The sequence below is a fragment of the Martelella endophytica genome (genome assembly GCF_000960975.1).
GTDB classification, from domain to species: Bacteria; Pseudomonadota; Alphaproteobacteria; order Rhizobiales; family Rhizobiaceae; genus Martelella; species Martelella endophytica.
Window position 1 is genome coordinate 4,205,755 of sequence record NZ_CP010803.1, and the last position, 21,708, is coordinate 4,227,462.

Here is a 21,708-nt window from a genome sequence, read left to right on the forward strand (position 1 = left end):
CTGCAGCCTGGACATTCACTTGTCAAGCAAGCCAGCCCTTGCGATCACGGCCATGACCGGCCATATGGAAAGGGCAAGCCCGGAGCCGAGCCATGCCGAGAATTGATCTGAGGATCGACCCGCATTACCTGGAAAATGCCGCGCGCGATGGCCTGAAGGGCGGAGCCGGCTATCCGCCTTTCGACGTCTGCTGGTTCCCGGATGAGCCGGATGGCGTTTTCCTGCGCATCACGCTCGCCGTTGCGGGCTTCGCCGAGGACGAACTCGACGTCGTGGCCGAAAACAGCGTACTTTTCGTCAGCGGCCTGCAGGAAGAGCGGGCCGAGGGCGAGTTTCTCTATCGCGGCATCGCCGGCCGGCAGTTTCGCCGCCAGTTCACCCTTGCCGACGGCATGGATGTCGTCGGCGCCAGCCTCGAACGCGGCCTTCTGGAAATCGATATCGCCCGCAGGCCGAAAGAGGTACGGAAAATTAATATTTCCGTTTCAGACTAGCCTTCAAAGACTGGCCGCGCCCGCGGCCGCCCAAGGTCAGGAAAGGCATCCATGAAAACCCCGAGCGCGAACTTCGCCCGTGAAGCCGAACAGCTAGCCGCCTTCGGCGCCGGCAACCTTGGCTATTTCCGCGCATTCGAGCGCGAGGAGGCCCTGAAGCGCTTCCCCGAGGCCGAGCTGAAATCCGCCGAGACGCTCTGGGCCCTGTTTGCCGCTGACGGCACGCTGCTGCTTCTGACCGAAAACCGCACCAGCATCTTCTTCAAGGCGATGGAAGACGAACTCACCACCGTCACGCTGCACTGAGACTTACGGCAATCGACGGAAGGTGAGATAGGCGCTGCCGCGCCCCTCGCGCCGGGCCTTCGCCTCGTAGCGCGTGCTGGGCCAGCCGGCAAACGGCGTCAGCCAGTCCTGCGCTTGCCGTGCCGTCCAGGCGAAGCCGCCATGGCTGCGGCAATGCAACAGCGTCCAGTTGACATAAGTATCGATGTCCGAGGCAAAGCAGAACAGCCCGCCCGGCTTCAGCACACGGTGGAAGCGGGCGAGATTGGCCTGAGAGACGAACCGCCGTTTCCAGTGTTTCCGCTTCGGCCAGGGGTCGGGATAAAGAAGATCGATCTGATCGAGCGAGCCATCGGGCAGCCAGTCGAGGATGTCGACAGCATCGTCATCGTAAAGCCGGAGATTGCCTGGCGGATCCACCTCGACCTCGCCCAGGAGCTTGGCCATCGAATTGACGAAGGGTTCGATGCCGATGAATCCGGTCGCGGGGTTTTCCCGCACCCGGTGCATCAGATGCTCGCCGCCACCGAAGCCGATCTCGAGGCGAAAATGTTCGACATCGGCGGCAAAAAGGGTGGCCAGCGCGGCTGGCCGAGGCGAAGCGGGATCGAGCGCAAGCCGAGGCAGCAACTCGGCGAGATTGCGCGCCTGCCGCTCGCGCAATGCCTTGCCTTTGCGCCTTCCGAAGAAAGCACGTCCCGTCTGGTTTCCGCTATCTGCGCTCACGAGCCTACCGTCAGTTCTTCAGCGCCTGCTTCAGCGGACGCACGAGGTCAAGCTTTTCCCAGGAGAACGAGCCGTCACGGCCAGCCTTGCGACCGAAATGGCCATAGGCGGAGGTCTTGGCGTAAATCGGCTTGTTGAGCGCCAGGTGGCGACGAATGCCGGAGGGCGAAAGGTCCATCACCTCGCGGATCGCCTTCTCGACGGCTTCCTCGGTGACCTTGCCGGTGCCGTGCAGATCGACATAGACGGCGAGCGGCTGCGAAACGCCGATGGCGTAGGCAAGCTGGATGGTGCACTTTTCGGCAAAGTTCGCGGCAACGACGTTCTTGGCGAGATAGCGCGCGGCATAGGCCGCGGAGCGATCGACCTTGGTCGTGTCCTTGCCGGAAAAGGCGCCGCCGCCATGGGGCGCTGCACCGCCATAGGTGTCGACGATGATCTTGCGGCCGGTAAGGCCGGCGTCGCCATCCGGCCCGCCGATCACGAACTTGCCCGTCGGGTTCACATACCAGACGCAATCATCGGCAATCGGCAGCTCGCCGAGAGCTTCGCGAACATAAGGTTCGACGACGCTGCGCACCTTCTTGGAATCCCAGCTCTCGTCGACATGCTGGGTCGAAAGCACGATGGAAACGACCTCGGATGCCTTGCCGTCCTTGTAACGCACGGTCACCTGGCTCTTGGCATCGGGGCCAAGCAGGGCAACCTCGCCCTCGCCGGCCTTGCGGGCCTCGGCCAGCGTCTGGAGAATGCGGTGGGCGTAATAGATCGGCGCCGGCATCAGCTCAGGTGTCTCGCGGCAGGCGAAACCGAACATGATGCCCTGATCGCCCGCGCCTTCGTCGCCCTGGCGATCGGATGCGTTATCAACGCCCTGCGCGATGTGGGCGGACTGGGCATGCAGAAGCACGTCGATGCGGGCCGTCTTCCAGTGGAAACCGTCCTGCTCGTAACCGATGTTGCGGATGGCGCGTCGGGCGGCAGATTTGAACCGCGACGGATTGACGATTTCCTTGCCGTTCTTGTCAAGCTTCATCAGGCTCGGCGGCAGGCGGACCTCACCGGCGATCACGACCCGGTTGGTGGTCGCCAGCGTCTCGCATGCGATGCGGACCGACCACGGGTCGACACCGGTCTTGACGGCCTCGCGATAGACGAGGTCGACGATTTCGTCGGAAATACGGTCACAGACCTTGTCGGGGTGGCCTTCGGAAACGGATTCGCTGGTAAACAGATAATTGCTGCGCATCGGGATTCCCCACATAGAAACTAGCCCGATTTGTTAGTCATTTCGCGGCGAGATGACAAGCGCACAACGATATAAATATACCTTTATGTCCAATCGCGAGGCATGCGGATGCGCGCAAGCAGAAGGCGGTTATGGCCGCCTTCCAGCGCTGCTAGGGACATTTTCTCGCAGACGGGTATCTATTCGGCTTCAGCAGCCAGCGTCTTGACGAGATCCACCAGCTTGCGGCGGACCTTGGGGTCGCCGATCTTCACGAAAGCACGGTTGAGCTGCAGCCCCTCGGAGGATGAGAGGAAATCGACCACATAGCTGGAGCTCGAAGCTTCGGCCATGCCCGTCGCGCTGCGGGCCTGATCGCCCGGCGCATCTTCAAAGAAGAACGAGACCGGTACGTTGAGGATCGTGGAGATGTTCTGAAGCCGGCTGGCGCCAACGCGGTTGGTGCCCTTCTCGTACTTCTGGATCTGCTGGAATGTGATACCCAGGCTTTCACCAAGTTTCTCCTGGCTCATGCCCAGCATGGTACGGCGCAACCTGATCCGACTCCCAACATGCACGTCGATGGGGTTCGGCTTCTTTTTATTTTCTATCATTTTTCTTCCTAACTTCGCTAGCCTGACAAGCGGCCGTGGCCGCCACCCAGTCAGATGGACATACAACCATCGGATTTCGGCGAGAAAAAGCCCTAGTTGAGTATCAGGCGTCGGTACTATGCAATTTTAGGGTAAACGGGTCAATTACGCGCCAATTATAAAACCTTTGGGTGAGTTATCTATCCCTAAAGCAAATTTTCTAGTCACGCGTATAAGACGAATAGCCTTTCGTATAGCCTATTTTGCAGCCTTTGGATGCAGAATGTGTACATCGAGAAATCCACGCGTGTCGAAAGGCAAACGATCTCTAACACGTCCATGAGCGTCTACAACCGCCGTGACCCCATTTTCACCGACGCGAATCAGTGGCTTGCCAGTCTCGATTGCGCGCAGCCGCGCCTGCATGAGGTGCTGGAACGGGCCGGGCGTGTAACCGAACCACGCATCATAGGTTACATTGAGCAGCGCCACGGCGTCGCCGGTGCCATCGGCCACCAGCCGCGGAAAGACAGCCTCGTAGCACACCAGCGGGAACAGGCTGGTGCCGTCCGGCAGAACCAGCATCTGGCGGTTGGCGGCCGGCACATAGCTTCCGGGCAGCCGGGTCAGGGCCGAAAGGCCGATGGAGCGGAAGAAGTCCTCGAAGGGCAGGTATTCGCCGAAAGGCACAAGGTGCGTCTTTCCGGCTATGGACACGGTCTCACCCTCGTCGTTGAGCACATAGACGGCGTTATGGAACTGCGGCCAGCCATCCGGCTTGCGGCCGGCAAACCGGGCCGCGCCGAGGATCAGCACCTGTCCGGGCTGCAGCATGCCGGAAATGGCGGTGCGTGCATCCGGACGCTCTTCCAGCAGGAAGGGGAGCGAGCTTTCCGGCCAGACGATCACGTCCGGCGGCGGCGTTCCGGGCGCCGGCGGTTCGGACGAGAGTGCCATGAGCGTTGCGAAAACCTTGCCCCGCCCCTCTTCCGTCGCCCAGTCCTGATCGTCGAAATCCGGCTGCACCAGCCGGAAATTCAGCACCGAACCGGCCGCCGGCTCCGGCTGCGACAGGCGGTGCCAGCCATAGCCAAGGCTTGAAACCACGATCACCATCGCGGCAGTGAGGCCTGCAATACGGCCAGACCGATCGGCCAGAAAGGCGGGAGCGCCGAAGACGAAGACGGCAAGACCGCCCATGACATAGATGCCGGTCAGCCGGTCGGCCTGCATCAGGATGGGGACCGGCATGGCGGTATAGCCGATGGCGTTCCATGGAAACCCGGTGGCGATGTGCCCGCGAAGCCATTCTGCGAGCACCATCGCGATCGCGAAGGCCAGAAGCCTGAGCGGCCCGCCGCGCCAGAACGGCGCGGAAATGGCGCCGGCCAGTCCGTAAAACAGCGCCAGGACCGCCGGAAAGCCGAGAACGGCGAAGGGCAGCGCCCAATAGGCTCCGTCCTTCCAGATCGCCACACCGAGCCACCAGAGGCCGAAAACGAAATAGCCGAGACCGAACCACCAGCCCGCCGCAAAGCCCGCCCGCACCCGCGCAATGCCGGCGCGGTCGGCAAGCGCTCCGTCGATCACCAGCACGACCAGCGGCATCGCGATGAACATCACCGGCAGAAAGCCGAAGGGCGCGAGCGCAAACGTGGCAAGCGCGCCGGCACAGACGAGCGCGACAATGCGTTCCACGCGGCCGAGCCCCCGAAGATAATCCGCCAGGCGTTTCAACACAAAATCCCTGCTTGCCGCGCGGCATGGCGCCCGGATTTCAAAAGAAGACAAGAGCCGTCCCGCCCTCGCCCGAATAAGCGACCAGCCTGCCGATGGTCTCCCCCCGGCAGGCTGTTGGCGGGAGGCTATTCTGCAGAGCCGCTCGTCTCGTCCGCCGGGCGGGCGGTATCACCGCGGCCCTCTTCCTGATCGGCGATGCGGGCGGCGAGGCGCCTGCGGACCGGGCCGCGCTTGCGCAGGATGCGTACCCGGCGGATCCGGCGCGGGTCGGCATCGAGGATGTGAACCTCGAAGCCCGGCAGCGACTGGATCACCTCGCCGCGCGCCGGGATCCGGCCGATCTCGGAGAAGATCAGGCCGCCGAGCGTGTCGACATCCTCGGCGTGATCGTCAATATCGAAGTCGGGGCCGATGGCTTCGGCGATGTCTTCCAGCTCGATGCGGGCATCGGCCAGGAACACGTCGTCGGAAACGCGGGTAAACATCGCCTCCTCGCTGTCATGTTCGTCGTCGATCTCGCCGATGACCATCTCGACGATATCCTCGTGCGAGACAAGACCATCGGTACCACCGTATTCATCGATGACGAGCGCCATCTGGGTACGTCCGGCCTGCATGCGCTGCAAGAGGTCGGAGGCCAGCATGGAGGGCGGCACGAACAGCACCGGGCGGATCAGCCCTGCTTCGACGATCGTCTTCTGCAAATTGACCTTGGCGAGATCGAGCACCGGCTGCGGGGTCTTTGATGGCTTCTCCGGCGCCTTGGAATCACCGTCGCGGGCCGCTGCGGGACGCGCGCGTCGGCGACCACGGGCCTGCTTCGACAGATAGGCCAGAAGATCGCGGATATGCACCATGCCGCGCGGGTCATCGAGCGTCTCGCAATAGACCGGCATGCGCGAGTGGCCGCAATTCTCGAAGACAAGCAGCAGCTCGCCGACGGAGATGCTCTGGTCGATCGCGTCGATATCGGCACGCGGCACCATTACATCCTCAACCCGCACCTCGCGGAAACTGAGGATGTTGTTGAGCATGGCGCGCTCTTCGGGGGAGAAGTCGTTGTCGCCGGAGTTGTCGGTTGAAAGGGCATCCTCAAGGTCTTCGCGCAGGCGCGATGCTCCATGTCCGTTACGCCGGAAGCGCAGGAGCAATCCTCTGAGGGGTGAGCCCGCTGGTTTCAGCTTGTCCAAAGCCGGACTGTTGGGCTCTTCGATGGTAGATCCGTCTTCCGAATCCTGGCCGCTCTCTTCGGTCGGCACGATCTGTCGCTGGTTCATCTTTCCTTGGGTGCTAAATCGGGTCACTGCCCTGATAGGGATCAGATAGGCCAAGTGTGGCCAAAATGCGAGTCTCCAAGCCTTCCATCAGTTCAGCTTCTTCATTTTCGATATGATCATAACCCAAAAGATGCAGAAATCCATGCACCAGAAGATGGGTAAGGTGATCCTCGAAGCTCTTCTCGAGTTCGTCCGCCTCGCGCGCGACGGTCTCGTAGGCGATCACGATATCACCGAGCATCGGCCCTGGCATGTCGCCGGGGGCGACGGGAAAGGCGGGAAACGACAGGACATTGGTGGCCTTGTCCTTGTCCCGCCACTCCGCATTGATTTCACGGATGGCCGCGTCATCGGTAAACACCAACGAAAGCTCCACCGGTATCACCGGAAACGGCTGACCTTCCTCGGCGACGAGATAGTCCGCTGCTGCGCCGATCACCCGGCCGGAAAGCACCTCAAGCGCTGCCTCGTCCGCCCAGCCATCGGCCTCGCGGCTCACCTGATAGTCAAACTCGACCATGTTAGTCGTTTTCGCCTTCGGCTGGCCCAGCCGCAGCGGGGGCGCGACGTCCTCCTTCATAGGCAGCCACAATACGGGCAACCAGAGGATGACGCACCACGTCCTTGTCGGTGAAACGCACCGTCGAAACCCCCTCGACGCCGGTCAGCACATCAAGCGCCTCCACCAGACCGGACTTGACGCCGCGCGGCAGGTCGACCTGGCTCGGATCGCCGGTGACGATCATCCGCGAATTCTCGCCGAGACGCGTCAAAAACATCTTCATCTGCATCGACGTCGTGTTCTGCGCCTCGTCGAGAATAACGGCCGCGTTGGTCAGCGTGCGGCCGCGCATGAAGGCAAGCGGTGCGATTTCGATGACACCCGCCGTCATCGCGCGCTCGACGCGATCACCGGGGATCATGTCATAGAGCGCGTCATAGAGCGGGCGCAGATAGGGATCGACCTTCTCCTTCATGTCGCCCGGCAGGAAGCCGAGCCGCTCGCCGGCTTCCACGGCGGGACGCGAAAGAATGATCTTCTCGATGGCGCCGCGCTCCAGAAGCTGGGAAGCGTAGGCAACAGCAAGATAGGTCTTGCCGGTACCGGCCGGACCGACGCCGAACACCAGTTCGTTGCGTTCCATGGCGCGGATATAGGCGTCCTGCACAGGCGTGCGGGCGGCGATCGATTTCTTGCGGGTCGAAATCTGCGACATGGAAAGACGCGCCTTGCGTTCCATGGTCGGCAGGGTCAGCTGGTCGTCGGCGGCCTGGGCCATGCGAATGGCGCCCTCGACATCGGATTTTTCCACCTGTGCCCCTTTCTGAAGCTGGGCATAAAGATAATCAAGCGCGCGTCGCGCCTGGTGGGTTGCAAGCGTGGACCCGCTCAGCGCGACGGAGTTTCCGCGCGGAACGGCCGTTATGCCCAGCTGCTTTTCCAGAAGTTTCAGATGCTCGTCAAACTGGCCGAACAATTCGCTGGCGTGGCGGTTGTTCTCGAAGGTGAGCACGAAGTGGCTTGCGTCAGGCCTTTGCGCGTGCTCTGCGACCATTTCAGTAGCGTTCAAGCGGTTCAGCTCCTTGGTAAAACCCGAAAGCGCCGCAGAACCGGCCCGCGACCGGCATCAACGGCGTCCTGTCCATTACAATTGTGGGGGACATAGACGGAGTTAAGTAGGCAGAAATGTGAGTCTCTTCTCGCCTGTCACTCTTCATGATGAAAGGCTAAACGCGATTCCACGTTTTGTGAAGCGAATTGTATTTGCCGGCTGTCAAATTCACCGGGCTGTCACAGTCAACCGATGCGGGTTGCGGCAAGGCTGTTGGCGCTTGCCTCGGTGATCTTCACCCGCACCATCTGCCCGATCTCGGACTCGTCCGCGGCGACCACCACGGACTGCAGCCAGGGCGAACGGCCGATCATCTGGCCTTCATTGCGGCCGGGCTTTTCGAGCAGGATATCCATCTCCATGCCGATCCGCGACTGGGCGAATTCGAGCTGGTGACGCGTCAGCAGCGCCTGAAGCCGCTGCAAGCGCCCCGCCTTCTCGTCTTCCGGCACCTGATCCGTCAGTTCGGCGCCAGGTGTGCCCGGACGCGGCGAATACTTGAAGGAGAAGGCCTGCGCATAACGCACCCTCTCGACAAGCGCGAGCGTCGCCTGGAAATCCTCTTCGGTCTCGCCCGGAAAGCCGACGATGAAATCGCCGGACATGGCAATGTCGGGTCGGGCTTCACGGATGCGCTCGATGAGCGCGAGATATTCCTCAGCCGTATGCTTGCGGTTCATCGCCTTCAGGATCCGGTCGGACCCAGCCTGCACAGGCAGGTGCAGATAGGGCATCAGCTTGCCGAGCTCGCGATGCGCCTGCATCAGCCGATCGTCCATGTCGCGCGGGTGGCTGGTGGTGTAGCGCAGCCGCGCAATGCCTTCGATGCTTGCGAGTTCGAACAGCAGGTCGCCAAGCCCCCATTCGGCGCCATCTTCGCTTTCGCCATGCCAGGCGTTGACGTTCTGGCCGAGCAGCGTGATTTCGCGCACGCCGTTTTCGGCAAGCCGCCGCGCCTCATCAAGGATCTGCTTCAGCGAGCGGGAAATCTCCGCGCCGCGCGTATAGGGCACCACGCAGAAGGTGCAGAACTTGTCGCAGCCTTCCTGCACCGTCAGAAAGGCCGAGACATTCTTCGGGCGCGCGCCGCGCTCCTTCTTCGGCAGATAGTCGAACTTGTCCTCGACGGCATATTCGGTATCGACCACGCGCTCGCCGGCCTTGGCCTTGACGAGGGCCTGCGGCAGGCGGTGATAGGTCTGAGGACCGATGACGACGTCAACGGCGGGCGAGCGGCGGAGGATTTCCTCGCCCTCGGCCTGAGCGACGCAGCCGGCAACGCCGATCAGCGTCTCCCGGCCTTCGGCCGCGCGCGCGGCCTTCAGGTCGCGGTAGCGGCCAAGCGCAGAATAGACCTTTTCCGCTGCTTTCTCGCGGATGTGGCAGGTGTTGAGCAGGATCAGATCGGCGTCCTCGACATTGTCGGTGGGCTGGTAGCCATCGGCTGCCAGCGCCTCGCCCATGCGCTCGGAATCGTAGACGTTCATCTGACAGCCATAGGTCTTGATGAAAACCTTGCGCTGGTTGTCAGCGGCCGTCGCCGCACTCTGCCGGATCAATGTCGTTTGCTCTGTCATGGCGGCCTTTTAACGTTAATTGGCGCGCGAGAAAATCAAAAAAAATCGTCAGCGCCCGCGCAGGCGTTCGGCGAGCATCTCGCGCATCCGCGCCTCGACCTCGGCTGCGGCCTCCTTGCGCTTCGTTTCGGCGTCGAAGACGACGCTCTCGCCGAAACAGACGTCGACATCAAGCGCGCGGGCATCGATCACGCCGGCAAGCGATGGCAACATCTCGACATCGCCGGGCCAGGCGACGATCGGTCGCTGGAACCGGCCCATCGGCATGCCCTGAATGCCGGTATAGGCGACGACGGCCGGCTGCACATGAACCTTGCCGGAGGGCGAGAACGGCACGGCGCTGGAAGCGGCGCCGAACAGCGAATACTTGATCGGCCACAACCGGTTGCCGTCAGACGTCGTTCCCTCGGGAAAGAGGATGATGATCTCGCCACCGGCGAGCCGCTCGGCAATCGTATTCACCTGCTTGTCGGCGCCACGCCGGTCGGCACGCTCGATGAATACCGAATTCTGCAGCCGGGCGAAGAGGCCGAAGACCGGCCAAGTCTTCACCTCCGACTTGGCGATGAAGGCGACGTCGGCGATGCGGCCAAGCACGACGATATCGAGCCAGCTCGTGTGATTGACGGATAGCAGCAATGGCCGGGCGCGATCGATCTCGCCATGGACATGGATGCGGATGCCGAGCACGAAGCAGGCGACCATGTGCCAGTAGCGCGGCAGCTTGCGCGCGAGCTTCCAGCCACGCCAGAGACAGAGGATCTGCAACGGCGACAGCACGATGGTCGTGATCAGCAGCACAATCGCGACATATGCGTAGCGCAGATAGCGAAACGGCGATGATGCAGGCCCCACGCGCTCGCCCTCCCCGGCCCTGTCAGGCATGTTCGGCAATTCTTTCATGGTCTTCCCGCCGAAGCCTCATAAACCGAAATCGGGTTAGCCGAGTTCGCGGCGCATGACAAGCGCGCTCGAGCGGCTGCCATCGGCGTGGGCGTAATAGGCCTTGCGGCGGCCGACCTCGACGAAGCCAAGCTTGCGGTAAAGCCCGATCGCCGGCTGGTTCAGCGCGTCGACCTCGAGCAGCATGTAGGTCGCCCCGCGCGCCCGCGCCTCTGTCATCGCCGCCATCATCAGCCGCCAGCCGATACCGCTGCGCGCATGGCGGGCGTCGGTGCAGATGGTCAGAATCTCCGCTTCCTCATCAACACTCCGGGCCAGCACGAAACCGGAGGCCGGCGGGCGGATGACCCGGTTGGTCTGGCGCATGATGAAGCCGAACACCGGCTTCTGGCCGAGAAGCTTCCTAAGCTCTCCCGCGCTCCAGGCATGGGTAAACCGCTGGCGATGCAGCTCCGCCGCAAGCCCCAGATGCTCGTCTTCCAGCGGAAAATGCTCGAATTCGGCGTGCCTGCGCCAGAAGGTCGGGATCATCGGGGAACCTCCCATCGATCTCCCCCCTTGAGGGGGAGATGTCGCGAAAGCGACAGAGAGGGGTAAACCCTGTCCAATTGAATCAGAATGAGCGACTCGCGCTGCACCCCTCTCTGCCCCTGTCGGGGCATCTCCCCCTCAAGGGGGGAGATCGAAGGGAGCGTTACGGCGAGGACTGAAGACATGGCCGCCGCCTCACGCACGCGGAAGGGTGAAGCCGGCTTGGGGGCGGGCGTCGGCGGCGCGGAGGTAAAGCGGAGAGACGGAAGCACCGGGGGTGACGGTCAGGCCCAGCCTGGCGATGGTCTCGATCTCGACATGATCGGCCGTGGACGCCTCACAAAGGCCGGCAATGATCGCACCGGAACCGGTGGCGACGGCATCGAAACGAGCGGCGAGCGCTGCGAGATCCTCGTAGGCGGTGGCGGCGGGTTCTAAGAGGATGGCGCCATCGGAAGCGTAGACAGCGGAGAAGGCCTCGCCGCGGCGGGCATCGATGGTGACCAGAACCGCACGGCCGGGATGTGCAGCCAGCTGCTGCTCGCCCAGCACCGCGAGCGAGGAGACGCCGACGCATTCGCAGCCGATCGCCAGCGCCAGGGCACGGGCGGCGGAAACGCCGACACGGATGCCGGTGAACGAGCCGGGACCGATATTGACGGCGATGCGGTCGATATCCTGGAGCGTAATACCCGCCTCGTGCAGGCAGGCGTCGAGAAGCGGCATCAGGCGCTCGGCGTGGCCCTTGCCGATGGTCTCCACGGCACGCGACAGCACGACGTCGCCATCAGCGATCGCGACCGCGCAATCGGCGGAAGCCGTATCGAGCGCCAGAATGATCATCTTGCCCCCCCGGGGAATGCCGTTCTCAGACGGCTTCCACGTGCTCCACCTCGGGCACGAAGTGATGCAGAAGGTTCTGCACGCCGTGCTTCAGGGTCGCCGTCGAGGACGGGCAGCCGGAGCATGCGCCCTTCATGTTGAGGAACACCGTGCCTTCGCGATAACCGCGGAAGGTGATGTCGCCGCCATCCTGCGCCACGGCAGGACGAACGCGGGTCTCGAGCAGTTCCTTGATCGTGGCGACAAGCGTCTCGTCGCCGGCATCGAAGAATTCCTCGCCGCTGTCGTCATCAAAGACGGGCGCTTCGGCGGCCATCACCGGCGCGCCGGACATGAAGTGCTCCATGATGGCGCCGAGGATCGCCGGCTTCAGGTGCTGCCACTCGGGCTCGCCCTTGGTGACGGCAATGAAGTCGTAACCGAACATGACGGCTGTCACGCCCGGCACGGCAAAGAGCCGCGTTGCCAGCGGCGAGACAATCGCGTCATCGGCGGAGCGGAATTCGGCATTGCCGGCCTCCATCACCACCTTGCCAGGCAGGAATTTCACGGTTGCCGGGTTCGGCGTGGTTTCGGTCTGGATGAACATCATCATCTCCAAATCGGTCTTCGGGCGGCCTCGCCGCGCAAGTGGCCGGTCGAAAGACCGGCACTGATTTTTCCACCCCTATATCGGCCCTTTGGCCGCGATCCGCAAGGCCGATGGTCAGCAGAGTGCGTCGATATCGCCGTCATCAAGCCCATCGGGCAGAACGGTGACGGGAATGGTGAAGGCCCTGCCGCGCCCGGCAAGCAGCGAGACCAGCGGCCCCGGCCCTTCCTTGGCGCCGCCGGCGGCGAGCACCAGGATCGCGATATCGCGGTCTTCCTCGACGGCGGCATTGATCTCCTCGGCGCGATTACCCTCGCGGATGACGATCTCCGCCTCGATGCCGATCGCTTCGCGCACCCGTTCGGCAGCGCGGTTGGCGATCGTTTCGGCCTCCTCGCGCGCCTCGGCCCGCATGATCTCCTGCACGCCGATCCACTGCTGGACGTCGTGCTCGGGGATGACATAGAGCAGCACCAGGCCGCCGTTGGAATTCTTGGCGCGGCGGCCGGCATAATGCACGGCGCGGGCACATTCGGGCGTATCGTCAACGATCGCCATGAATTTGCGGCGATGGCCGGTCTCGCCGGAAAGACGCTTGGAAACCATGTTCGCAGCACTCCGTTTCGATGATGCAGCCAACCGTGAAAGCGGGCTGAACAACGCGTGATCTCAACACGTTTCAGCCCGTTTTCAAAGGAAAAATCCGGTCACGCTGCGGCTCCGGCCGAACGGCCGGTCTGGCGCCACCTTATCACAAATGGTGAAAAATCAAGCGTCAGAGCAGACCGACGATGTTGTGAACATCCTTCATCGTCTTCTCGGCGATCGCCCCTGCCCGCTCGCCGCCATCCTTCAAGACGGCGTCGATATGGGCGGGATCGTCCAGCAGTTTGCGCATCTCGGCGGTGATCGGCGACAGCACGGTGACCGCGAGATCGGCGAGCGCCGGCTTGAATTGCGAGAACTGCTGGCCGCCGAATTCGGCAAGCACGTCAGCCTTGGTGCGATCGGAAAGCGCGGCGAAGATGCCGACGAGATTGTCGGCTTCCGGCCGGCCCTTCAGCCCGTCGACTTCGCTCGGCAGCGCATCCGGATCGGTCTTGGCCTTGCGGATCTTGCGGGCGACGGTGTCGGCATCATCGGTCAGGTTGATCCGCGACAGGTCGGAAGGATCCGACTTCGACATCTTCTTCGAGCCGTCCTTCAGGCTCATGACGCGCGGCGCCGGGCCTTCGATCAGCGGCTCGACCATCGGGAAGAAGGCGTGCACCGGCTCGTCACCGACGGTGATGTCGATGCCCGTGCCGCTCTCGCGGATCTTCTTCGCGAAGTCGAGGTTGAACTTCATCGCGATGTCGCGGGTCAGTTCCAGATGCTGCTTCTGGTCGTCGCCGACCGGCACATGGGTGGCGCGATAGACGAGAATGTCGGCGGCCATCAGGCTCGGATAGGCGAGCAGGCCGAGCGAAGCGTTTTCGCGGTCCTTGCCGGCCTTGTCCTTGAACTGTGTCATCCGGTTCATCCAGCCGATGCGGGCGACGCAGTTGAAGATCCAGGCAAGTTCGGCGTGCTGCGGCACAGCCGCCTGGTTGAAGACGATATGCTTCACCGGGTCGATGCCGGAGGCCAGATAGGCCGCGGTGATCGAGCGCGTCTGGCCCTTCAGGTCGTCATGGACGAGCTGCGCGGTGATCGAGTGCATGTCGACGACGCAGTAGATGCAGTCCATCTGGTCCTGCAGCGCCACGAACTTGCGCAGCGCACCGAGATAATTGCCGAGGTGAAGGTTGCCGGTCGGCTGCACGCCGGAGAAGATTTGCGGCTTGAATTCGCTCATGTCTGGTCTCTTTCGGACGGGTGGAAGGCCCGGATGGTTGAATTTTTATCGGTGCGCTTATGCACGGCGGTGCGGGCGGCGTCAAAGAAAATTGCGTGGCCTCACCCGCGCTTCACCAGCCGTTTCAATAGCGCGCGATTGACGCCGCCGGTGGCGAGCACGAGGCCGAAATAGACGACGAGCGCGATGGCGAGCAGCAGAATGATGCCGCCGAGCTGGACGAGGAACGGCGTTTCCGGCTGGAACCATCGGGAATAGTGCACCGCTGCAAACTTCACCGCACCGGCCATCGCCCCGCCGGCAATCAGGATGAGCGGGATGCGTCGCAGCAGCAGGCTGTCGAAGCGGAGCTGGCCGCTGATGACGAGTGTCGATGCGAGCAGCACGACGTTGGTCCAGCCCGACACGACTTCGGCGAGCGCGATGCCGCGTTCGGCGAGGATCGGGAACAGGCTGATGGCGAGAACGGAATTGATGACGACGGCAATCAGGGTAAAGCGCATCGGCAGCTTGGTGTTCTCGCGGGCATAGAAGGCGGGCTGCAAGGCCTTGGTCAGCGCGAAGGCCGGCAGTCCGAAGGCATAGACCGTCATGATCGCGGCGACCAGCGCCGTGGTCTCCGGCATGAAGGCGCCACGCTCATAAAGCACGCGGGTGATTTCCGGCGAGATCGCCATCAGCCCGAAGGCGGCCGGCACCGTCAGGAACAGCACGAATTCGATGGTGCGGTTCTGGACGTGCGAGGCCTCGGCAACATTGCCGGCCTTCAGCGCCCGGGACAGCTCAGGCAGCAGCACCACGCCACCCGCGACACCGACAACGCCGAGCGGCAACTGGTAGAGCCGGTCGGCATATTGCAGAGCCGCGATCGCTCCCTCCTTGCCGGAGGCGACCGCCTGGCCGATGATCTGGTTGATCTGGATAACGCCGCCGGTGATGGCAGCCGGCACGGCAAGCGCGATCAGCCGCCTGATCTTCGGCGTCATCTTCGGCATGCGGAAACCGAAGCGGATGCCGGCGCGGCGCACATCGATGGCAACGACGGCAAGCTGCAGGATACCGGCAACGAGAACGCCCCAGGCGAGATAATGCGCCATCCGTTCGGGGTTGGCACCCTGATAGACGCCGTAGCCGAGGACGGCGATCAGGACGACGTTGAGGAAGACCGGCGCGATCGCCGCAGCGAAATAGCGGTGCAGCGAATTCAGCATGCCGCTCATCATCGCCATCAGCGACATGCAGATCAGATAAGGAAACATCACCATCGACAGGCGGACGGTCATGTCGAACTTGTCGGGGTCGCCGGCAAAGCCCGGTGCGATGATGAAGCGCACGATCAGCGGCATCGCCAGCTCCATCACCAGGGTGATGACGAAGAGCGCCGAGAACAGCACGCCGAACACCTGCTCGGAGAAGCGCTTGGCACCCTCCAGCCCGTTCTCCTCGATCTCCTTTGAGAACAGCGGCACGAAGGCGGCGTTGAAGGCGCCTTCAGCAAAGAGCCGGCGGAACAGGTTAGGGAACCGGAAGGCAGCGTAGAAGACGTCCGCCATCGGCCCCGTGCCGAGGGCGGCCGCCATCATGGTTTCGCGGGCAAAGCCGAAGATACGGCTGGCCAGCGTCGCGCCCCCGACGGTCGCGAACTTGCCGGCGAGGCTCATTGAGCGTCGTCCTCGTCCTTCCCGATGTCGCGCCCGGCCTCGGCCGGCAGCAGCATGCCCGGCGGCATGCCCTTTCGATAGGCGTCGCTATTGTCGTCGAGCACCGCTTTCATCCTTTCAACGATTGCCGCCTGGCGGTTCTCATTGGTGATTTTGGCGCCAACGAGGTCGGTCACGTAAAAACTGTCGATCACCTTCTCACCGAAGGTGGTGATGCGCGCCGACTGAATGTCGAGCGAGAGCTCGGAGAGCGTCTGCGTCACGTCTGCAAGCAGGCCTGTGCGGTCGAGGCACTCGATCTCGATCACGGTGAAGACGTTGGAGAGCAGGTTCGATACGGAGACATGCGGCTGCACGGAGAAGGGCTTCGCCGCCTTGCGCTCGCGCGAGCGGGTGGCGATCACATCGGGCAGGCGCTTGCGGCCGGAGAGCACATCCTCGATCAGCTTGCCGATCGTGGTTGCCCGGCGCAGCTCGTCGGCATCATCTTCGAAAGCGCGGTTGAGCAGGACCGTGTCGAGCGCGCGGCCGTCCGTGGTGGTGAAGATCTGCGCATCGGCAATGTTGGCACCGGTCGCCGCGCAGGCACCGGCGACGATCGACAGAAGCCGCGGATGGTCGGGCGCCAGGAGCGTGATCTCGGTGATGTCGTGGAACGCGTGAGTGCGAACCATGGTCGCAAACAGCTTGCCGTCCTTGTCGGCAGAGCGGATGAAGCGGGCATGGCGCACCTGATCCTCGAGCGGCACGGAGAGCAGGTAGTTCTGGTACTGCAGGCTCGAATATCTCTGCCGGTCGGCATCGCTCCAGCCGGCAAGCGCTTCCGCCAGCGCTTCCACGGCGCGCTCGGCGCGGGCTTTGCGCGACACCGCGGAGAAGCCGCCGGAGAGCAGGATCTCGGTCTCGTAGTACAGCGTGCGGAGAAGCTGCCCCTTCCAGCCGTTCCAGACGTCCGGGCCGACGGCGCGGATGTCGCAGACGGTGAGGATCAAGAGCAGGTTCAGCCGGTCGAGCGACTGCACCTGGTCCGAGAAGTCGATCACGGTCTTGCGGTCGGAGAGGTCGCGGGTCTGCGATGTCATCGACATCAGCAGGTGCTTATCGATCAGCCAGGCGACGAGTTCGGTCTGCTTCGCCGTCAATCCGAGACGCGGGCAGAGCTTTCGCGCCACCCTTGCGCCGGCGATCGAATGATCTTCCTTGCGGCCCTTGGCGACATCATGCAGCAGCACGGCGACATAGAGCACGGTGCGATCCTCGATGCGGCCGATCAGGCTTGCCGCCAGCGGATGCTTCTCGGAAGCGCCCTCGCTGTTTTCGATTTCCGACAGCACGCCAACGGCGCGGATCAGATGCTCGTCAACGGTGAAGTGATGATACATGTTGAACTGCATCATCGAGACGATGCGGCCGAATTCCGGCAGGAAGCGGCCGAGTACGCCGGCTTCGTTCATCCGCCGGAGATAGAGCGCCGGATCGTTGCGGGAGGTCAGAATGGACAGGAACAGCCGGTTCGCCTCATCCTTCTCGCGCAGCTCCGCATTGATGAGCGATAGCGAGCGGGTGACGACCTTGAGAGCGTCCGGGTGGAATTCGAGGTCGTTGATCACCGCGACGTAGAAAAAGCGGATGATCGCCACCGGATCGCGACGGAAGACGTCGGGATCGGCAAGGGCGATACGGCCAGAATCATTGACGAACTCGATGGACCCCGGGATCTTGCGCTGGCGCCGTGCAAACTTCGTCCAGACCCGGCCGATGGTCGGCGCCGCCTTTGCCTGCTGCTCCTCGAGATCCGAGCAGAAGATGCGGGTAAGATCGCCGACATCCTTGGCCACCAGGAAATAGTGCTTCATGAACCGCTCGACCGCCGAGAGCCCAGGCCTGTCCTGATAGCCGAGCGCCCGAGCAATGTCGTTCTGGATCTCGAAGGACAGCCGCTCCTCCGCCTTGCCGGTCAGGAAATGCATGTGGCAACGCACGGCCCAGAGAAAATCCTCGGCCCGGTTGAAAAGCTTCATCTCCTGTCGCGACAGCACGCCGAGCGACACCAGTTCGGAGGGCTCGCGCACACGGTAGAAATACTTGGCGATCCAGAAAAGCGTGTTGAGGTCGCGCAGCCCCCCCTTGCCCTCCTTGACGTTGGGCACGACGAGATAGCGCGTATCGAAAGACTTGCGGTGGCGCTCGTCGCGCTCGGCAAGCTTGGCGGCGATGAAATCGGGGCCGGTGCTGGCGACGATCTCCTTGTCGAAGCGCCGCTCCAGCGTATTGGCGAGCGTCTTGCGACCGGCGATGAAGCGCATCTCGAGGATCGAGGTGCGGATCGTCATGTCGGCCTTGGAGAGCTTGATGCATTCATCGACATTGCGGGTCGCGTGACCGACCTTCTGGCCCATGTCCCAGAGCATGTAGAGAATATATTCGATCGCCTGCAGCGTCTCTCGGCGGTCTGAACCGTTGATCAGGAACAGAAGGTCGATATCGGAACCCGGCGCCAGCGTGCCGCGGCCATAACCGCCAACGGCGGTGACGGTGAAATCGCTCGCCGCATCGGGAAAAAGATCCTTGGAGACGAGGTTATGCAGGGCGATCAGTATCTGATCCTGCAGCCAGGAAATCCGCCGCGCACAGCCCAAACCGGTACCGTCTTCCTTCAGAAGCGTATAGGCGTGCTCACGGCCGAGGCGGTTCACCTCCTTCAGATGCGCGAGCAGGACCTGACGGGTCTTGTCCGTATTGCCGCCATTGCGCCTGGCAATCGCCCGAAGCTCCGTCTTCAGCGCCGACGGATCGAGGATATCCGTCATCGCGAACAGGTCGGTCTCGGCGGTTTTCAGTTGAGCAGCCTTGTCGCGCTGCGCCTCTGCGGTGGTCTGCATTGCATTGCCTTTTTATCGGCGGATTGCGCCTTTGATGGCTTTCTAGAGCAAATCAGTCGCCAAGGGAAATGTCCTCGCTCAATTTCCGCTTCAGCGCATAGAGCGCATCCAGCGCCTCGCGCGGCGTCATGTCATCCGGCTTGAGCGTTTCAAGCAGGGCCGTCACCTCGGACGGCTTCTGCGCGGCCGGGTCGGCTCGCATCGCGGTCTGGAACAGCGGCAGGTCGTCGATGAGGTTCGCGGCCGGGTTCTTGCGGTCGGCGTCCTCAAGTCGCGCCAGCACCGATTTCGCCCGTTTGACGACGGCTGAAGGCAGGCCGGCAAGGCGTGCGACCTGGATGCCGTAGGAGCGGTCCGCCGCCCCCGGCCCGACCTCGTGCAGAAAGACGACATCGCCCTTCCATTCCTTCACCCGCATCGTCGCGTTGACGAGACGCGGCAGCTTTTCGGAGAGCACCGTCAGCTCGTGGAAGTGCGTCGCGAACAGGCCGCGGCAGGTGTTGACGTCATGCAGATGCTCGACCGCAGCCCAGGCGATCGACAGGCCGTCGAAGGTCGCCGTGCCACGGCCGATCTCGTCGAGGATCACCAGCGAGCGGGGACCGGCCTGGTTGAGGATCGCCGCCGTCTCGACCATCTCGACCATGAAGGTGGAGCGGCCGCGGGCGAGATCGTCGGACGCACCGACGCGCGAAAACAGCCTGTCGACAATGCCGATATGGGCGCTTGCCGCCGGCACGTAGGCACCGATCTGGGCGAGGATGGCGATCAGCGCGTTCTGCCTCAGGAAGGTCGATTTACCGCCCATGTTCGGGCCGGTCAGCAGCCACAGGCAGCCCTCGGCGCCACCATTCCTCGGCGAGAGTTCGCAATCATTGGCAACGAAGGGGCCCGCCGACTGCTTGCGCAGCGCCTGCTCGACAACGGGGTGACGCCCGCCCTCGATCTTGAAGGCGGTGGTTTCGTCCACCATCGGCCGGCAATAGGCCTCGGCCTCTGCAATCACCGCGAAGGCGGCGGAGACGTCGAGCACCGAAAGTGCCAGCGCCCCGGTCTTCAGGCGCTCGGCCTCGCCAACCACATGGGCGCGCATCGCCTCGAACGCCTCGAGTTCGATGGCGAGCGCCTCGCCGGCGGCATTGGCGATGCGGCTTTCGAGATCGGCGAGCTCGGCGGTGGTGAAACGCATCGCGTTCGCCATGGTCTGCCGGTGGATGAACTTGGCCTTGGCCGCATCGCTGCCGGTCAGCGCCTGGGCATTGCCGCTGGTCACTTCGATGAAATAGCCGAGCACGTTATTGTGCTTGATCTTCAGGCCCTTGACGCCGGTCTCTTCCGCATATTGCGCCTGCAGCCCGGCAATCACCCGCCGCGATGTATCGCGCAGTCCCCTCGCCTCGTCGAGCCCGTCATGCGCGCCTTCACGCACGAAGCCGCCATCGCGCTTCAGCAGCGGCAAGTCGTCGGCAAGCGTTTCGGCCAGCCGCGTTTCGAGATCGCCGGGCAGATCGCGGAGCGCCGCCAGCGCACCGGCGAGCTCCCCCGGCAGTTCGGCGCCGGTGAGCGCATCGCCGATGGCGCGGGCCACTTCGAGACCGCGCAGGATGGCACCAAGATCGCGCGGGCCGCCGCGATCGAGCGCAAGCCGCGACAGCGCCCGCGGCATGTCCGGCAGCTCCTTCAGATAGGCACGCACGCCATCCTGTCGCGATGCGTCATCGAGGAAGAAGGCGACCGAATCGAGCCGCGCATGGATCGCGTCGGGTTCGGTCAGCGGCGACATCAGCCGTTCGCCCAGAAGCCGGGCGCCACCGCTGGTGACTGTGCGGTCAATGGCCTTCAGCAGCGAGCCGTCACGACCGCCCGCCATGGTGCGCACCAGTTCGAGATTGGCGCGCGTGGCCGGATCGATGAACATCCGCGAGGCCGAGCCGTCCTGCTCGGGAATGCCAAGCGGCGGCCGCTCGTTGATCTGGGTCTTTTCGACATAGGCAACGGCAGCCGCGGCAGCCGAAAGCTCGGGACGGGAAAAACGGCCGAAGCCATCGAGCGTCGCCACGCCGAAGAAACGGGCAAGCCGGTCCGTTGCCGTGGCGCTGTCGAACAGCACCGCAGGCTGTGGCGAGACGACACGGCCGAGCAGGTCGAAGACCGGCCGCAGCTTCTCCTCGGAAAACAGTGTGTCGGCGACGATCAGCTCGCGCGGCTCGACACGCATGATGTCGGCCGCCAGCCGCGCCTCGGTGGTGGCGGAAACGCGGAAGATGCCGGTCGAGATGTCGATCCAGGCGAGACCATAGGAGGCCTCCCCCTCGCCGCGGATGCGCGACAACGCCATCAGGAAATTGCTTTCGCCGGGCGCCAGAAGCTTCTCTTCCGTCAGCGTACCCGCTGTCACCAGACGGGTGACATCGCGACGCACCACCGACTTGCCACCGCGCTTCTTCGCCTCCGCCGGGTCCTCGGTCTGCTCGCAGACCGCGACCCGAAAGCCGAGCGCAATCAGCTTCTGCAGGTAGTCATCGGCGGCATGCACCGGCACGCCGCACATCGGAATGTCGCGGCCGAGATGCTGGCCGCGCTTGGTGAGGGTGATGGACAACGCCCGCGAGGCCTGTTCGGCGTCGTCAAAGAACAGCTCGTAGAAATCGCCCATGCGGTAGAACAGCAGGAGATCCGGGTTTGCCGCCTTGATCTCGATATACTGCTCCATCATCGGCGTTGCCGATGCGCGGCTATCCTCGGAAATCAGTTCTTCGGTCGGGATACGATCTGCCACGGTCACTTGCTGCGCTCGCAATGAAGGGATGTTTTCCTTTCATCTGTCACGATTTGCCGGCCGCCGGAAGAGCGCAACGCGAGAAAGCTGGGCAAAACGTGGATGTGCGCGGATGCCGCGCAAACGCCGCCACACATGACGCCGACC

At 63.2% G+C, this 21,708-nt stretch carries 19 protein-coding genes; 2 read left to right on the forward strand and 17 right to left on the reverse strand.

Annotated elements, in window-relative coordinates:
• Positions 1-92: 92 nt before the first annotated feature.
• Together TM49_RS19460 and TM49_RS19465 are read left to right on the forward strand one after the other, a co-directional pair.
• Entirely contained in the window at positions 93-494 is a 402-nt protein-coding gene (locus TM49_RS19460) for an Hsp20 family protein (protein WP_052699955.1), read from the forward strand.
• A 51-nt stretch (positions 495-545) separates the two neighbouring features.
• A complete protein-coding gene (locus TM49_RS19465) occupies positions 546-800 on the forward strand; it encodes a BQ00720 family protein (protein WP_045683671.1) in 255 nt (84 codons plus the stop codon).
• 3 nt (positions 801-803) lie between these two features.
• Here the strand turns inward: TM49_RS19465 and trmB are convergent, their stop codons facing one another.
• From trmB to mutS, 17 genes are all read right to left on the reverse strand, one after another.
• Complete coding sequence (gene trmB, locus TM49_RS19470; RefSeq protein ID WP_045683673.1) at positions 804-1,505, reverse strand: tRNA (guanine(46)-N(7))-methyltransferase TrmB; 702 nt, start codon at positions 1,503-1,505, stop codon at positions 804-806.
• A 10-nt stretch (positions 1,506-1,515) separates the two neighbouring features.
• The gene (metK, locus tag TM49_RS19475; protein WP_045683675.1) at positions 1,516-2,754 is read right to left on the reverse strand and encodes a methionine adenosyltransferase; all 1,239 of its coding nucleotides are present in this window, start codon (positions 2,752-2,754) and stop codon (positions 1,516-1,518) included.
• Positions 2,755-2,933: 179 nt separating this feature from the next.
• Positions 2,934-3,347 carry a helix-turn-helix domain-containing protein gene (locus tag TM49_RS19480; protein ID WP_045683677.1) on the reverse strand — a complete coding sequence of 138 codons (414 nt, stop codon included), beginning with the start codon at positions 3,345-3,347 and terminating at the stop codon, positions 2,934-2,936.
• Positions 3,348-3,584: 237 nt separating this feature from the next.
• Entirely contained in the window at positions 3,585-5,063 is a 1,479-nt protein-coding gene (lnt, locus tag TM49_RS19485) for an apolipoprotein N-acyltransferase (protein ID WP_045685532.1), read from the reverse strand.
• A gap of 128 nt (positions 5,064-5,191) precedes the next feature.
• Positions 5,192-6,343, reverse strand: a complete 1,152-nt coding sequence (locus TM49_RS19490; protein WP_045683679.1) for a hemolysin family protein — start codon at positions 6,341-6,343, stop codon at positions 5,192-5,194.
• A gap of 13 nt (positions 6,344-6,356) precedes the next feature.
• Positions 6,357-6,863, reverse strand: coding sequence for an rRNA maturation RNase YbeY (ybeY, locus tag TM49_RS19495; RefSeq protein WP_045685533.1), 507 nt, complete (start codon positions 6,861-6,863; stop codon positions 6,357-6,359).
• Position 6,864: 1 nt separating this feature from the next.
• The gene (locus tag TM49_RS19500; RefSeq protein WP_144409702.1) at positions 6,865-7,899 is read right to left on the reverse strand and encodes a PhoH family protein; all 1,035 of its coding nucleotides are present in this window, start codon (positions 7,897-7,899) and stop codon (positions 6,865-6,867) included.
• A 242-nt stretch (positions 7,900-8,141) separates the two neighbouring features.
• On the reverse strand, positions 8,142-9,533 hold the full coding sequence (miaB, locus tag TM49_RS19505; RefSeq protein ID WP_045683683.1) for a tRNA (N6-isopentenyl adenosine(37)-C2)-methylthiotransferase MiaB: 1,392 nt from the start codon (positions 9,531-9,533) through the stop codon (positions 8,142-8,144).
• Positions 9,534-9,581: 48 nt separating this feature from the next.
• Positions 9,582-10,418, reverse strand: a complete 837-nt coding sequence (gene olsA / locus TM49_RS19510) for a lyso-ornithine lipid O-acyltransferase (protein WP_082074932.1) — start codon at positions 10,416-10,418, stop codon at positions 9,582-9,584.
• Positions 10,419-10,472: 54 nt separating this feature from the next.
• On the reverse strand, positions 10,473-10,967 hold the full coding sequence (locus TM49_RS19515) for a GNAT family N-acetyltransferase (RefSeq protein ID WP_045685535.1): 495 nt from the start codon (positions 10,965-10,967) through the stop codon (positions 10,473-10,475).
• Positions 10,968-11,162: 195 nt separating this feature from the next.
• Complete coding sequence (gene tsaB, locus TM49_RS19520; protein WP_045683685.1) at positions 11,163-11,810, reverse strand: tRNA (adenosine(37)-N6)-threonylcarbamoyltransferase complex dimerization subunit type 1 TsaB; 648 nt, start codon at positions 11,808-11,810, stop codon at positions 11,163-11,165.
• A gap of 25 nt (positions 11,811-11,835) precedes the next feature.
• On the reverse strand, positions 11,836-12,399 hold the full coding sequence (locus TM49_RS19525; RefSeq protein ID WP_045685536.1) for a NifU family protein: 564 nt from the start codon (positions 12,397-12,399) through the stop codon (positions 11,836-11,838).
• A gap of 117 nt (positions 12,400-12,516) precedes the next feature.
• The gene (locus tag TM49_RS19530) at positions 12,517-13,008 is read right to left on the reverse strand and encodes a universal stress protein (protein ID WP_045683687.1); all 492 of its coding nucleotides are present in this window, start codon (positions 13,006-13,008) and stop codon (positions 12,517-12,519) included.
• A 169-nt stretch (positions 13,009-13,177) separates the two neighbouring features.
• Complete coding sequence (trpS, locus tag TM49_RS19535) at positions 13,178-14,239, reverse strand: tryptophan--tRNA ligase (RefSeq protein WP_045683689.1); 1,062 nt, start codon at positions 14,237-14,239, stop codon at positions 13,178-13,180.
• A 101-nt stretch (positions 14,240-14,340) separates the two neighbouring features.
• Positions 14,341-15,900, reverse strand: a complete 1,560-nt coding sequence (gene murJ, locus TM49_RS19540) for a murein biosynthesis integral membrane protein MurJ (protein ID WP_045683691.1) — start codon at positions 15,898-15,900, stop codon at positions 14,341-14,343.
• Positions 15,897-18,782, reverse strand: coding sequence for a [protein-PII] uridylyltransferase (locus TM49_RS19545; protein WP_045683693.1), 2,886 nt, complete (start codon positions 18,780-18,782; stop codon positions 15,897-15,899). The genes murJ and TM49_RS19545 overlap by 4 nt, the downstream gene beginning before the upstream one ends.
• Before the next feature lie 52 nt (positions 18,783-18,834).
• Positions 18,835-21,561, reverse strand: a complete 2,727-nt coding sequence (gene mutS / locus TM49_RS19550) for a DNA mismatch repair protein MutS (protein ID WP_045685537.1) — start codon at positions 21,559-21,561, stop codon at positions 18,835-18,837.
• Positions 21,562-21,708: the final 147 nt, after the last annotated feature.

Bases quoted from the DNA above. Each gene is read 5' to 3' on its own strand.
- TM49_RS19460 (WP_052699955.1), top strand. From the start codon at position 93: ATGCCGAGAATTGATCTGAGGATCGACCCGCATTACCTGGAAAATGCC.
- TM49_RS19465 (WP_045683671.1), top strand. From the start codon at position 546: ATGAAAACCCCGAGCGCGAACTTCGCCCGTGAAGCCGAACAGCTAGCC.
- metK (WP_045683675.1), bottom strand. From the start codon at position 2,754: ATGCGCAGCAATTATCTGTTTACCAGCGAATCCGTTTCCGAAGGCCAC.
- TM49_RS19480 (WP_045683677.1), bottom strand. From the start codon at position 3,347: ATGATAGAAAATAAAAAGAAGCCGAACCCCATCGACGTGCATGTTGGG.
- TM49_RS19490 (WP_045683679.1), bottom strand. From the start codon at position 6,343: ATGAACCAGCGACAGATCGTGCCGACCGAAGAGAGCGGCCAGGATTCG.
- ybeY (WP_045685533.1), bottom strand. From the start codon at position 6,863: ATGGTCGAGTTTGACTATCAGGTGAGCCGCGAGGCCGATGGCTGGGCG.
- TM49_RS19500 (WP_144409702.1), bottom strand. From the start codon at position 7,899: ATGGTCGCAGAGCACGCGCAAAGGCCTGACGCAAGCCACTTCGTGCTC.
- miaB (WP_045683683.1), bottom strand. From the start codon at position 9,533: ATGACAGAGCAAACGACATTGATCCGGCAGAGTGCGGCGACGGCCGCT.
- olsA (WP_082074932.1), bottom strand. From the start codon at position 10,418: ATGCCTGACAGGGCCGGGGAGGGCGAGCGCGTGGGGCCTGCATCATCG.
- TM49_RS19515 (WP_045685535.1), bottom strand. From the start codon at position 10,967: ATGATCCCGACCTTCTGGCGCAGGCACGCCGAATTCGAGCATTTTCCG.
- tsaB (WP_045683685.1), bottom strand. From the start codon at position 11,810: ATGATCATTCTGGCGCTCGATACGGCTTCCGCCGATTGCGCGGTCGCG.
- TM49_RS19525 (WP_045685536.1), bottom strand. From the start codon at position 12,399: ATGTTCATCCAGACCGAAACCACGCCGAACCCGGCAACCGTGAAATTC.
- TM49_RS19530 (WP_045683687.1), bottom strand. From the start codon at position 13,008: ATGGTTTCCAAGCGTCTTTCCGGCGAGACCGGCCATCGCCGCAAATTC.
- trpS (WP_045683689.1), bottom strand. From the start codon at position 14,239: ATGAGCGAATTCAAGCCGCAAATCTTCTCCGGCGTGCAGCCGACCGGC.
- murJ (WP_045683691.1), bottom strand. From the start codon at position 15,900: ATGAGCCTCGCCGGCAAGTTCGCGACCGTCGGGGGCGCGACGCTGGCC.
- TM49_RS19545 (WP_045683693.1), bottom strand. From the start codon at position 18,782: ATGCAGACCACCGCAGAGGCGCAGCGCGACAAGGCTGCTCAACTGAAA.